Below are 12,187 nucleotides of genomic sequence, written 5' to 3'. Positions count from 1 at the left end.
GCACTGCCGCCAGCTGTCCACCGCGTGCCGCCTAGTGCGTGCCGCCCTCGGGCGCGGCCACGGCCGAGGCTGCAGCGCGGCGCGCCACGACCAAGCGCTTGCGCAGCGAGATCTCCTGCATGTCCAGCTCGCTGACCAGGCGGCGCAGAGACTCGTCGTTGATGCGGTGGGCCTGGCGCTCGGCGTAGAGCGCGTCGCGCTCCTGGTGGATGCAGCGCAGCCGCAGCTCGATCTCCAGCAGGTAGCGCAGCTTGCGCTGGCGCACGACTTCGGGCGCCTCGCGCTGGATCTCGATGCTGGAGGCCGTGCCGCTGCCGTCGTCCAGCAGCTGGACGCGGTTGCGGTACTCCTGCGTCAAGTGGCCCATGACCTCCTGGTGCATGGCCACCCATTCGGGCGTGTGGCCCTGGATCTCTTCCTCGCTCAGCGTCAGCCCGCCAATGGCGGACTGGCAGGCGGCCACGCGCGCCAGGCGTTCCTCGCGCACCGTGGGCGATTCGCCGGGCTGGGGCATGCGGCGCAGGATCAGCGGCAGGGCGATGCTGCCCAGCACCAGGGTGAACAAGATGGTGCCGGTGGCCAGGAAGATCAGCATCTCGCGGCCCGGAAAGGGCTGGCCGTTGTTCAGCAGCATGGGCACGGACAGCGCGCCGGCCAGCGTCACGGCGCCGCGTATGCCAGCCATGGTGGTGGCCAGGTTCAGCAGGTGGGAAGGGCGCTCTGCCATCTTTCCCTGGAAGTGGGCGCGAGCCAGGCTGCGCTGCACGCCCAGGGTCAGCCAGATCCAGCGCATCAGCAGCAGCGCGCTGGAGATGATCACCACATAGCCCACCAGCACCCACCATTCGCTGCCCGCATCGTGCAGCGTCACGCCGATGATGGAGGGCAGCTGCAGGCCCAGCAGCAGGAAGATGGCGCCGTTGAACGAGGCTTCCACCATGCTCCAGGTGCCCTCGGTCTGCAGCCGCTCGCTGATGTAGCTGCTGCGCTCCAGGTCGGCGAAGTTGGTGGCAATGCCCGCGGCCACGGCCGACAGGATGCCCGACACGCCGATCTTTTCGCCCACGATGTAGGCGGCGAAGGGCAGCAGGATCAGCAGCAGCACCATCTGCGTGGCCGCCACGTCGCCCAGGCGGCGCGTGATGGTGCTGCGTGCATAGGAAAAGCCCCAGCCGATCAGCGTGCCCACGCCCAGGCCGCCCAGGGCCATCCACATGAATTCCTTGGCCACCTCGGTCCACGAGAACAGGCCGGTCAGCGTGGCGGCAATGGCGAACTTCAGCGCCACCAGGCCCGAGGCATCGTTGAGCAGGGACTCGCCTTCGAGGATGTGCATGGTCTTCTCGGGCATGCCCAGGTTGCGCGTGATGGCCGAGACGGCCACGGCATCGGTGGGCGAGACCACGGCGGCCAGCGCAAAGGCCACGGTCAGTGGCATGCCGGGCACCAGCCAGTGGATCAGCCAGCCCAGCCCCACCACCGTGAACAGCACCAGGCCCAGCGCCAGGCGCAGGATGGGGCGGTACAGCGAGAAGAACTCGCGCTTGGGAATGCGCCATCCGTCGGCAAACAGCAGCGGCGGGATGAACAGCAGCAGGAACAGCTCGGGATCGAAGGCGATGTGCAGGCCCTTTTGCGGCCAGGCGATCAGCGCTCCCAGGGCGATCTGTATCAGCGGCAGCGGGATGGCGCGCACATAGCGCGCGGCAATGCCGGTCAGTGCCCCCAGCAGCAAAACGAGCAAGACGATTTCAACGGTGTGCATACGGCATTTTCCCCAGCCCGGGCCGCCGTTCTTTGCAGCACATTCGAAAAAACCAAGCGCCCGCATCGGGCAAACACAAGAAGAGGCCACACATGAGCATTCTGGGCACCCAACTCAATCCGCGTTCGGCGGACTTCCTGGCCAATGCCGCCGCCATGCGCGCCGTGGTCGAAGACCTGCAGGCCCAGGTGGCCAAGGTCGCCGAGGGCGGCGGCGAGGCCGCGCGCGCCAAGCACGTGGCGCGCGGCAAGCTGCTGCCGCGCGACCGCGTGGCCATGCTGCTGGACCCCGGCACGCCATTTCTGGAGATCGCCCCGCTGGCCGCGCTCAACATGTACCGCAACGATGCACCCGGCGCGGGCCTGATCGCCGGCATCGGCCGCGTCAGCGGCGTGGACTGCATGATCGTGTGCAACGACGCCACGGTGAAGGGCGGCACCTACTACCCGATGACGGTGAAGAAGCACCTGCGCGCCCAGGAGATCGCCGCGCAGAACCGCCTGCCCTGCATCTACCTGGTGGACTCGGGCGGCGCCAACCTGCCCAACCAGGACGATGTGTTTCCCGACCGCGAGCACTTCGGCCGCATCTTCTTCAACCAGGCCAACATGAGCGCCGAGGGCATTGCCCAGATCGCCGTGGTCATGGGCTCGTGCACGGCCGGCGGCGCCTATGTGCCGGCCATGAGCGACGAGTCCATCATCGTCAAGAACCAGGGCACCATCTTCCTGGGCGGCCCGCCGCTGGTGAAGGCCGCCACGGGCGAGGTGGTCAGCGCCGAGGACCTGGGCGGCGGCGACGTGCACACGCGCCTGTCGGGCGTGGCCGACCACCTGGCCCACAACGACACCCACGCGCTGGCGCTGGCGCGCCAGTCCGTGGCCAACCTCAACCATGCCAAGCAGCCGGCGGCTGGCGACCTGCCCCCCGAGGCGCCGCTGTTCGACGGCGGCGAGCTGTACGGCGTGATCCCCGTGGACACGCGCAAGCCCTTCGATGTGCGCGAGATCATCGCCCGCGTGGTGGACGGCAGCCGCTTCGACGAGTTCAAGGCCCGCTTCGGCGCCACCCTGGTCTGCGGCTTTGCGCGCATCGAGGGCATGCAGGTGGGCATCATCGCCAACAACGGCATCCTGTTCAGCGAATCGGCGGTCAAGGGCGCGCACTTCATCGAGCTGTGCTGCCAGCGCAAGATCCCGCTGGTCTTCCTGCAGAACATCACGGGCTTCATGGTGGGCCGCAAGTACGAGAACGAAGGCATTGCCCGCCACGGCGCCAAGCTGGTCACGGCCGTGGCCACGGCGGCCGTGCCGAAGTTCACCATCATCATCGGCGGCTCCTTCGGCGCGGGCAACTACGGCATGTGCGGCCGCGCCTATTCGCCGCGCTTCCTGTGGATGTGGCCCAACGCGCGCATCTCGGTCATGGGCGGCGAGCAGGCGGCCAGCGTGCTGGCCACCGTCAAGCGCGACGGCATCGAGGCCAAGGGCGGCCAGTGGACGGCCGAGGAGGAAGAGGCCTTCAAGGCCCCCATCCGCCAGCAGTACGAGGATCAGGGCCACCCCTATTACGCGACGGCGCGCCTGTGGGACGATGGCGTTATCGACCCCGCCGACACGCGCCGCGTGCTGGCGCTGGGCCTGGCGGCCACGCGCAACGCTCCCATAGAGGACACGCGCTTCGGCGTGTTCCGCATGTGACGGCGGCCCCTCTTTCCTTGCAGCGAGGTACTTCATGAAAACCACCGCACTGACCCTCGAATTCCAGGGCCCCCTGGCCACCATCACGCTGACCCAGCCCGAAGTGCGCAATGCCTTCAGCGACGAGGTCATTGCCGACATCACCCAGGCCTTCCACTCCGTGGGCAAGCGCAGCGACGTGCGCGCCGTGGTGCTGGCCGCCGAGGGCCCGGCCTTTTGCGCAGGCGCCAACCTCAACTGGATGCGCCGCATGGCCGACTACTCGCGCGACGAGAACCGCGAGGACGCCGGCCTGCTGGCCGAAATGCTGCGCGTGATCTACGAATGCCCGCAGCCCACCATCGCGCGCGTGCAGGGCGATGTCTATGCGGGCGGCATGGGCCTGGTCGCTGCCTGCGACATGGCCGTGGCCGCCGAGGGCGCGGGCTTTTGCCTGTCCGAGGTGAAGATCGGCCTGATCCCCGCCACCATCAGCCCCTACGTGATCCGCGCCATGGGCGCGCGCGCCGCCCACCGCTACTTCCTGACCGGTGAACGCTTCGACGCGGCCGAGGCGCTGCGCATCGGCTTCGTGCACCGCGTGGTGGCGGCAGACGAGCTGGACAACGCCGTGGACGGCCTGCTCAAGCACCTGGTCAGCGCCGGTCCCGCCGCCGCCCGCGCCTGCAAGCGCCTGGTGATCGACGTGGCCGAGCGCGAGATCAACGAGCAGCTGATCGCCGCCACCGTCGAAGGCATCGCCGACATCCGCGCCAGCGCCGAGGGCAAGGAGGGCGTGCAGGCCTTCCTGCAAAAGCGCAAGCCGGCCTGGCTGGCCTGACACGCGCGGGCTGCCCATTCATCGCGCCACCACCGAGCAACGCCGAGCCAACACCATGAGCACCCTGACCGACTCCCTCGTCCAGTGGCTGCAGTCCGTGGGCCTGTACCCGGGCCCGGCCGTGCACCACACGGTCAGCGAGGCGGCTGGCGAAGTGGCCGAGCGCGTGGGCCAGGCCACCAGCGGCATGGACATGGCCGGCCTGCTGGCGCTGGCCGCCGCACTGGGCTGGGCCAGCGGCTTTAGGCTCTACGCCGTGGTCTTCGTGACCGGGCTGCTGGGGGCGCTGGGCTGGGTGGCGCTGCCGGGCGGGCTGCATGTGCTGGAGCATCCGGCCCTGCTGTTCGCCAGCGGCGCGCTGCTGTTCGTGGAGTTCTTCGCCGACAAGATCCCCGGCGTGGACTCGGTCTGGGACCTGCTGCAAAGCGTGATCCGCATCCCGGCGGGCGCGGCGCTGGCGGCCGGCGTCTTCGGCGCCGACAGCGCGACCATGGCCACCATGGCGGCCCTGATGGGCGGCTCGCTGGCCCTGTCCAGCCAGGTGGCCAAGAGCACGGCGCGCGCGGCCATCAACACTTCGCCCGAGCCGTTTTCCAACGTGGGCGCGAGCCTGGTGGAGGACGGTGCCTCGGTGGGCGCGATCTGGCTGGCGCTCACGCATCCGCTGGCCTTCGCCGCCGTGCTGCTGGTCGTGGTCATCGCCCTGTGGCTGCTGACCTGGGCGCTGTGGCGCTTTCTCAAGGCCGTGGTGCAGCGCCTGCGCTCGCTGTTGGGCGGGTCTCCCGCGATGAATCAAAAACCATAGCCACCGGTCGCCGAATGACCGGGGCTGCAGAGAAAACACTGGAGATAACGCATGTTCAAGAAGATCCTGATCGCCAACCGCGGTGAAATCGCCTGCCGCGTCGCGGCTTCCGCCCGCCGCATGGGCGTGCGCACCGTGGCCGTGTACTCGGACGCCGATGCCCACGCCAAGCATGTGCAGGCCTGCGACGAGGCCGTGCACATCGGCGGCAGCGCCCCCAAGGACAGCTATCTGCGCTGGGAACGCATCCTGGAGGCCGCCAAGGCCACGGGCGCCCAGGCCATCCACCCCGGCTACGGCTTTCTCAGCGAGAACGAGGAATTCGCCCAGGCCTGCGCCGATGCCGGCCTGGTCTTCATCGGCCCGCCGCCCTCGGCCATCCGCGCCATGGGCCTGAAGGCAGCCTCCAAGCAGCTCATGGAAAAGGCCGGCGTGCCCCTGGTGCCCGGCTACCACGGGGCCGACCAGGACCCGCAGCTGCTGCAGCGCGAGGCCGACCGCATCGGCTACCCGGTGCTGATCAAGGCCAGCGCGGGCGGCGGAGGCAAGGGCATGCGCCTGGTCGAGCGCAGCGAGGACTTCGCCGCCGCCCTGGCCAGCTGCCAGCGCGAGGCCATCAACAGCTTCGGCGACGACGCCGTGCTGGTCGAGAAATACGTGCTGCGCCCGCGCCACATCGAGATCCAGGTCTTTGGCGACACCCAGGGCAACTGCGTCTACCTGTTCGAGCGCGACTGCTCGGTGCAGCGCCGCCACCAGAAGGTGCTGGAGGAGTCCCCCGCCCCCGGCATGACGCCTGCGCTGCGCCAGAAGATGGGCGAGGCCGCCGTGGCCGCCGCCCAGGCCGTGAACTACGTGGGCGCGGGCACGGTGGAATTCATCGTCGAGCAGCCCGGCGGCTACGACCAGCCCGAGGCCATGAAGTTCTACTTCATGGAAATGAACACCCGCCTGCAGGTCGAGCACCCGGTGACCGAGGCCATCACGGGCGAGGACCTGGTGGACTGGCAGCTGCGCGTGGCCAGCGGCCTGCCCCTGCCCAAGCGCCAGGACGAGCTGCGCATTACCGGCCACGCCATCGAAGCGCGCATCTGCGCAGAGAACCCCGACAACGGCTTCCTGCCCGCCACCGGCACCCTGCACGTCTACCGCAAGCCCGACTGCGCCAGCTTCCATGTCGGCGACGTGCGCGTGGACGACGGCGTGCGCGAGGGCGATGCCATCAGCCCCTTCTACGACTCCATGATCGCCAAGCTCATCGTGCATGGCGACACGCGCGAACAGGCGCTGGCGCGGCTCGATGCCGCCCTGGCCGAGACACGCATCGTGGGCCTGGCCACCAATGTGCAGTTCCTGCGCCTGGTCATCGCCAGCGATGCCTTTGCAACCGCCAAATTGGACACGGCGCTGATCGAGCGCGAGAAGCAGCATCTGTTCCACCAGCAGCGCCTGCCGCAGGCCCAGGCCGTGGCCGCCGCCGTGGCCCAGGTGCTGCAGGCCGAGCGCGCGCAGGAAACCGCCGACCCCTTCAGCCGCCGCGACGGCTGGCGCTCGCACGGCGTGGCCGAGCGGCGCTGGGACTTCCGCCAGGGCGAGGCCGCCGTGCCCGCGCGCCTGCGCTACCTGCATGACGGCGCGCTGCAACTGGCCGTGGGCGAGGGCGAGTCCCTCGCCGAGGGCCTGCTGTCCTGGCAACAGGCCGGGGACGGCGCCTTCGACGTGCAGTTCGCGGGCCAGCGCCTGCGCGCCCAGGTCCATGTGCTGGGCGAGCAATGCCATGTGTTCGCTCCCCAGGGCGCGGCCGTGCTGGGCCTGGCCGATCCGCTGGCCCATGCGGGCGAGGTGCAGTCCGAAGGCGGCCGCCTGACGGCGCCCATGCCGGGCAAGGTGGTCTCCTTTGCCGTCAAGGCCGGCGACAAGGTCAGCAAGGGCCAGCCGCTGGCCGTGATGGAGGCCATGAAGATGGAGCACACCATCGCCGCGCCCGGCGACGGCGTGGTGGCCGAGCTGCTGTACGCGCCCGGTGACCAGGTGACCGAAGGCTCCGAGCTGCTGCGCCTGGAAAGCTGAGCCCGCAGGCAAGACAGTTTTGCGCAAAAGTCGCGCGTGGGCGTCGCCAGGCCGTTAGGCTTGTCCACCTATGCGAGTGACTTTCTGCTGCGAAGACACCAGGCCCGACGCCTGGCTGCAAGGACTGCGCGCGGCCCTGCCGGGCGCCGAGGTGGACATCTGGTCGCCGGGCGCGCCGCAGGCCGACTACGCCCTGGTCTGGGCGCCACCCCAGCGCTTCATCGACGAGCAGTCGGGCCTCAAGGCCGTGTTCAACATCGGCGCCGGCGTCGATGCGCTGCTGCCGCTGCGCCTGCCGGCCGGGCTGCCCGTCTACCGCCTGGAGGACGCCGGCATGGCCGTGCAGATGGCCGAATACGTCAGCCAGGCCGTGATCCGCTTCTTCCGGGGCCTGGACGGCTACGAGGCCGACATGGCCGCCGGCCTGTGGCAGCACCGGCCCAATCCCCGGCGTGCCGACTACCCCGTGGGCGTCATGGGGCTGGGCCGCATGGGCGAGCGCGTGGCGCGCGCGCTGACGGTGTTCGATTTCCCCGTCAACGGATGGAGCCGTACGCCGCATGCCATCGACGGCGTGCGTGGCTTCTGCGGCCCGCAGGACTTCGACGCCTTTCTGCGTGCCACCCGCATCCTCGTCAACCTGCTGCCGCTGACACCCGAGACCGACAGCATCATCGACGCGCGCAGCCTGGCCCTGCTGCAGCCGGGCGCCTATGTGATCAACGTGGGACGCGGCGGCCATGTGGCGGACGAGGACCTCATCGCCGCCATCGACGGGGGCCATGTGTCCGGCGCGTTGCTCGATGTGTTCCGCACCGAGCCGCTGCCCGACGGCCATGCCTTCTGGCGGCATCCGCGTATCACGCTCACGCCCCACACCTCGGCGCGCACCCTGGCGCGCGACAGCGTGGAGCAGATCGTGGGCAAGGTCGCGGCGCTGAGCCGGGGCGAGGCCGTGAGCGGCCGCGTGGACCTGCGGCGCGGCTACTGACGGGCGCGCTCAGTCCAGCGTCACGCCGGTGCTGCGCACCAGCGCGCCCAGGCGCTGGGAGTCGCTCCTGATCAAGGCGCCGAATTCGGCGGCCGTGCCGCCCACGGCCGGCGTGCCTATGGCCTCCCAGCGCGTGCGAAAGGCCGGGTCCTTGAAGATGGCGTTGACCGTGGCATTGAGTTTGTCGATGGCGGCGGGCGGCGTGCCCGCGCGCACGGCAATGCCATGCCAGCCCGTGATCTGGTAGCCGGGCACGCCGGCCTGGGCCATGGTGGGCACGTCGGGCAGCACCTTGGTGCGCTCGGCCGAGGTGACGGCCAGCGGGATCAGGCGCCCGCCCTGGATGTGCTGCAGCGAGCTGCCCACGATGTCGAACATCACGCCCACCTGGCCGCCGATCAGGTCGTTGAGTGCCGGTCCTGCACCCCGGTAGGGGACATGGCCCAGCTTGACCTGCTCCATGGAGTTGAACAGCTCGCCCGCCAGGTGCTGGGGCGTGCCATTGCCGGCCGAGGCAAAGCTCAGTGTCTTGCCCGTTTTGGCCAGGGCCAGCAGCTCGGCCACGGTCTTGACGCCCAGCGAGGGATGCACTTCCAGCACCAGCGGGAAGGCCGACAGCTGCACCACGGGCTCCAGGTCCTTGAGCGGGTTGAAGGGCATGCTCTTGTACAGCGAGGAATTCACGGCCATGGGGCCGCTGGCGGCCAGCAGCAGGGTGTGGCCGTCGGCCGGTGCCTGGCGGGCCACCTCGGCGCTGCCCAGGTTGCCGCCCGCGCCGCTCTTGTTCTCCACGATGACGGTCACGCCCAGGCGCTGCTGCAGCTCGGGCTGCAGCATGCGTGCCATCAGGTCGGTGGGGCCGCCGGGCGGATAGGGCACGACGAAGCGGATGGTCTTGCTGGGGAACGCCGGCGATGGGGTCTGGGCCGAGGCCTGGCCCGCCAGGCCCAGGGCCATGAAGGCCAGGGGAAGCGCCTTGAATGCGGTGGCTGCCTTGATTTTGGCGATGGCGTCACGCCGCGTGCCGTGGGTGGGCTGTTGCATGGTTGTGTCTCCTGCCTGTGGTTGGAATGGAAGGCCCGTCTTGTGCGGGCTCATGGGCCTATCGGCTTATCGGCTTATGGGCTTATCGGCCTGTAAGGCGCCTGGTGCTCAGCCCGGTGTGAAGCGCCGGCGTATGTCATCGGCCGTGGCCAGGGAGCGGCCCAGCGCCTGGGCGGACACCACGGCCTGGCGGACCAGGGCGGCGTTGTCGGGCGCGGTGTGGCCGTCCCGCGTCAGCAGGTTGTTCTCGAAGCCCACGCGCGCATGGCCGCCAAACGCGGCGGCTGCCGCGATGCAGGTGTTTTCCGTGGCGCCGAAGGCGCACACGGCCCAGGGCTCGCCGCCGTCATGCGCCGCAAGAAAGGGCAGCAGGTCCTGCGGCCGTGAGGTCTGGCCCGCGCTGTAGCGGCCCAGCACGAAGAGCAGGAACCAGGGCGCCTCGGGCACCACGCCCTGGGCGCGCAGCGCCTGCCAGCGGCGCAGGTCGGCCACGTCGTAGAGGATGACCTGCACCATGACCTGGTCGCGCACCAGGCCCGTGAAAAAGTGCGCCAGTCCCGCATCGCCGATCTCGGGCTGGTCGATCTCGCGCAGGCCGATGGAGACGGCCTCGGGCCGCAGCGCCTGCACCATGGCGATCTGCTCGGGCGCGCGGTAGACGCCTGCCGCCTCGCTGGTGATCTGCACCACCATGTCCGTGCCCACGGCCTCGCGCACCACGCGCCAGGCTTCGCGGTAGCCGTCCACATCCAGGCTGTGGCGCCCCTGGGCGTCGCGGATGTGCATGTGGATCATGGCCGCGCCGGCATCCAGGCAGGCGCGTGCCGTGGCGGCCAGCCTCTGTGGCGTGATCGGCAGTGCAGGGTGGTCGGCCGGCTGCTTGTAGGCGCCGTTGGGGGCCACGGTGATGATCAGCGGGTCGCTCCACTGCGAGGTGGGTGACGTGGGCGATGTGGGCGATGTGGGCGATGTGGGCGACGCGGTTGACGTGGGGACCGGCGTGCTCATGGCGTGTCCTGTGCCTGCTCCGGCACCGGCAGCTCGCTGGCCAGCAGGGCCAGGCCCTGGCGCAGCAGCGCGTCGTAGCGTGCACGCTCGGCCAGGCGGCGGTCCTCGGGCCAGTCGAAGAAGCCCTTGCCGGTCTTCATGCCCAGATCGCCGCGTGCCACGCGATCGCGCAGGGCCTGGGCCGGCACATCGGTGTTGGACAGCGTGGGGTACATGGTGGCGGCGGCCGCGCAATGCACCTCGATGCCTGCATGGTCGCGCTGCAGCACGGGGCCGGCCGCCAGGAAGCGGAAGCCGAAGCCGAAGCGCACGGCGGCATCCACATCCTCGGGCGAGGCAATGCCCTCGTCGATGAGGGCGAAGGCCTCGCGCGACAGCGCGTGCTGCATGCGGTTGGCCAGAAAGCCGGGCTTGTCCTTCTTCACCAGCACCGGCACGCTGCCGCAGCCGCGCATGAAGGCATGCAGCCACTGGCCCAGGGTCGGGTCGCTGCGCTCGCCCAGCACCACTTCCACCAGTGGCACCAAATGGGCGGGCATGAAGAAGTGCAGGCCCAGCATGCGCTGCGCCGTGGGCAGGCCGCTGGCGATGGCGCTGATGGGAAAGCCCGAGCTGTTGCTGGCCAGCACGGCGTCGGCCGGCGCATGCGCCTCAAGTTCGGCGAACAGCGCCTGCTTGGCATCCAGCCGCTCGGTGATGCATTCCACCACCAGGGCCACGCCGTCCCAGGCCACATCCTCCAGCGCCGCGCAGACCGAGACCTGGGACGCGCACCGGGCAAAGCCGGCCGTGGCCAGCTCGATGGCAATGTGCTGCAGCAGCAGCTCGCGCCGTGACGCGCCGGGGTCGACCACGGTCACCAGGGCGCCGCCCCGGGCCAGGACCACGGCCACATCGGCACCCATGGTGCCTCCCCCGACGACCACCGTGCGCGCGTTGCGCGGCGAACTGCTGTGCATGCTGTCTCCTGCTGATTTCATGGATTTGAGGCGCAGTCTAGGCAGCCGTCATTGAACGGTAAAGACGCATTTTTCGATAAACTGATCGGCCATGAAGATCAATTGGTCGGCCCGCGAGGTCGATGTCTTTCTGGCGCTGGCCGATTCGCTGAGCTTTCGGCGCACGGCGCTGCAGATGCACCTGTCGCAGTCGGCCGTCTCGGGCACGCTGGCGCGGCTGGAAGAGATGCTGGGCGCGCGCCTGTTCGAGCGCACCACGCGCGCCGTGGAACTGACCCAGGCCGGCGAGGTCTTCGCCGAGCAGGCGCGCATCCTGCGCCACCAGATGGACGAGACCGTGCGCCGCGTGCAGGAGGTGGCCCAGGTGCAGGTGGGGCGGCTGGCGCTGGCGGCCCTGCCTTCGCTGGCCGCGGGCCTGCTGCCCCGCGTGCTGGCGCGCTTTGCGGCCGAGCATCCGGGCGTGCACCTGGAGCTGTTCGACAGCCTGGCCGGGCCGGCCTTCGACATGGTGCGCGCGGGCCGCGTGGACTTTGCGCTCACGGCGGCCAACCCCGCCTATGCCGACCTGGACTACCTGCCGCTGGCCTCCGACCGCTTCGTGCTGCTGCTGGGCCGCGGCCATGCGCTGGCGCGCGGGCGCGGCGATCTGGGCTGGGCCGACGTGGCCCATCTGCCCCACATTTCCATGCCGGCCGGCACCAGCGTGCGGCAGTACGCCGACGAGGCCCTGCTGACCCACGGCATACGCTTTGCGCCCCAGTACGCCGTGGAGCACCTGGCCACCATCGCGGCCATGGTGGCTGCCGATCTGGGCGTGAGCGCGCTGCCGCTGCTGGCCGCGCAGGTGGTGCAGCGGCCGGAGGTGGTGGCGCGCCCGCTGGCACGGCCGGTGCTGCGCCGCCCCATCGGCCTGGTGCGCCTGAGCGGCCGCCGCCTGTCGCCGGCTGCCGCGCGCATGGTGGAGATGCTGCGCGAGGAAATGGCGGCCCTGCCGGGCTGAAGGGGGCGCTGGCAGCCGTTGTGCA

At 70.0% G+C, this 12,187-nt stretch carries 10 protein-coding genes; 6 read left to right on the top strand and 4 right to left on the bottom strand.

What is annotated here, in order from left to right:
• Nucleotides 1–31 precede the first annotated feature (31 nt).
• Nucleotides 32–1,765 carry a Na+/H+ antiporter gene (locus CLV01_RS28490; protein WP_013800394.1) on the bottom strand — a complete coding sequence of 578 codons (1,734 nt, stop codon included), beginning with the start codon at nucleotides 1,763–1,765 and terminating at the stop codon, nucleotides 32–34.
• 92 nt (nucleotides 1,766–1,857) lie between these two features.
• On the opposite strand from CLV01_RS28490, the gene CLV01_RS28485 reads away from it, so the two are divergent.
• The 5 genes from CLV01_RS28485 (at nucleotide 1,858) to CLV01_RS28465 (ending at nucleotide 8,151) form a co-directional block, all read left to right on the top strand.
• A complete protein-coding gene (locus CLV01_RS28485; RefSeq protein WP_088165663.1) occupies nucleotides 1,858–3,465 on the top strand; it encodes a carboxyl transferase domain-containing protein in 1,608 nt (535 codons plus the stop codon).
• 34 nt (nucleotides 3,466–3,499) lie between these two features.
• Nucleotides 3,500–4,285, top strand: coding sequence for an enoyl-CoA hydratase/isomerase family protein (locus CLV01_RS28480; protein WP_012207769.1), 786 nt, complete (start codon nucleotides 3,500–3,502; stop codon nucleotides 4,283–4,285).
• Between the two features lie 55 nt (nucleotides 4,286–4,340).
• Nucleotides 4,341–5,090 (top strand): DUF4126 domain-containing protein, encoded by a 750-nt coding sequence (locus CLV01_RS28475; protein ID WP_043820273.1) that lies wholly within the window; start codon nucleotides 4,341–4,343, stop codon nucleotides 5,088–5,090.
• A gap of 51 nt (nucleotides 5,091–5,141) precedes the next feature.
• Nucleotides 5,142–7,160, top strand: a complete 2,019-nt coding sequence (locus CLV01_RS28470; protein WP_099732649.1) for an acetyl/propionyl/methylcrotonyl-CoA carboxylase subunit alpha — start codon at nucleotides 5,142–5,144, stop codon at nucleotides 7,158–7,160.
• 70 nt (nucleotides 7,161–7,230) lie between these two features.
• Entirely contained in the window at nucleotides 7,231–8,151 is a 921-nt protein-coding gene (locus tag CLV01_RS28465; RefSeq protein WP_099732650.1) for a 2-hydroxyacid dehydrogenase, read from the top strand.
• A gap of 9 nt (nucleotides 8,152–8,160) precedes the next feature.
• Here CLV01_RS28465 and CLV01_RS28460 read toward each other — a convergent pair whose 3' ends face one another.
• The 3 genes from CLV01_RS28460 to CLV01_RS28450 all read right to left on the bottom strand — a co-directional run bounded on the left by CLV01_RS28460 (nucleotide 8,161) and on the right by CLV01_RS28450 (nucleotide 11,162).
• Complete coding sequence (locus CLV01_RS28460) at nucleotides 8,161–9,195, bottom strand: Bug family tripartite tricarboxylate transporter substrate binding protein (RefSeq protein WP_099732651.1); 1,035 nt, start codon at nucleotides 9,193–9,195, stop codon at nucleotides 8,161–8,163.
• A gap of 108 nt (nucleotides 9,196–9,303) precedes the next feature.
• Nucleotides 9,304–10,203, bottom strand: coding sequence for a 3-keto-5-aminohexanoate cleavage protein (locus CLV01_RS28455; RefSeq protein WP_099732652.1), 900 nt, complete (start codon nucleotides 10,201–10,203; stop codon nucleotides 9,304–9,306).
• On the bottom strand, nucleotides 10,200–11,162 hold the full coding sequence (locus CLV01_RS28450; RefSeq protein ID WP_099732653.1) for a 3-hydroxyacyl-CoA dehydrogenase family protein: 963 nt from the start codon (nucleotides 11,160–11,162) through the stop codon (nucleotides 10,200–10,202). Before CLV01_RS28450 ends, CLV01_RS28455 begins: the two co-directional genes overlap by 4 nt.
• Before the next feature lie 91 nt (nucleotides 11,163–11,253).
• On the opposite strand from CLV01_RS28450, the gene CLV01_RS28445 reads away from it, so the two are divergent.
• Nucleotides 11,254–12,162 carry a LysR family transcriptional regulator gene (locus CLV01_RS28445; protein WP_012207762.1) on the top strand — a complete coding sequence of 303 codons (909 nt, stop codon included), beginning with the start codon at nucleotides 11,254–11,256 and terminating at the stop codon, nucleotides 12,160–12,162.
• Nucleotides 12,163–12,187 lie beyond the last annotated feature (25 nt).

It is taken from the genome of Delftia sp. 60, assembly GCF_002754395.1.
In the GTDB taxonomy this organism is placed as follows: domain Bacteria; phylum Pseudomonadota; class Gammaproteobacteria; order Burkholderiales; family Burkholderiaceae_C; genus Comamonas; species Comamonas acidovorans.
Note: the sequence above shows the minus strand (reverse complement) of the source record. Positions and strands in the feature narration are given on the sequence as shown.

Excerpts from the sequence above, each read along its gene's own strand:
- CLV01_RS28490 (WP_013800394.1), bottom strand. The coding sequence starts at position 1,765 with ATGCACACCGTTGAAATCGTCTTGCTCGTTTTGCTGCTGGGGGCACTG.
- CLV01_RS28485 (WP_088165663.1), top strand. The coding sequence starts at position 1,858 with ATGAGCATTCTGGGCACCCAACTCAATCCGCGTTCGGCGGACTTCCTG.
- CLV01_RS28480 (WP_012207769.1), top strand. The coding sequence starts at position 3,500 with ATGAAAACCACCGCACTGACCCTCGAATTCCAGGGCCCCCTGGCCACC.
- CLV01_RS28475 (WP_043820273.1), top strand. The coding sequence starts at position 4,341 with ATGAGCACCCTGACCGACTCCCTCGTCCAGTGGCTGCAGTCCGTGGGC.
- CLV01_RS28470 (WP_099732649.1), top strand. The coding sequence starts at position 5,142 with ATGTTCAAGAAGATCCTGATCGCCAACCGCGGTGAAATCGCCTGCCGC.
- CLV01_RS28465 (WP_099732650.1), top strand. The coding sequence starts at position 7,231 with ATGCGAGTGACTTTCTGCTGCGAAGACACCAGGCCCGACGCCTGGCTG.
- CLV01_RS28460 (WP_099732651.1), bottom strand. The coding sequence starts at position 9,195 with ATGCAACAGCCCACCCACGGCACGCGGCGTGACGCCATCGCCAAAATC.
- CLV01_RS28455 (WP_099732652.1), bottom strand. The coding sequence starts at position 10,203 with ATGAGCACGCCGGTCCCCACGTCAACCGCGTCGCCCACATCGCCCACA.
- CLV01_RS28450 (WP_099732653.1), bottom strand. The coding sequence starts at position 11,162 with ATGCACAGCAGTTCGCCGCGCAACGCGCGCACGGTGGTCGTCGGGGGA.
- CLV01_RS28445 (WP_012207762.1), top strand. The coding sequence starts at position 11,254 with ATGAAGATCAATTGGTCGGCCCGCGAGGTCGATGTCTTTCTGGCGCTG.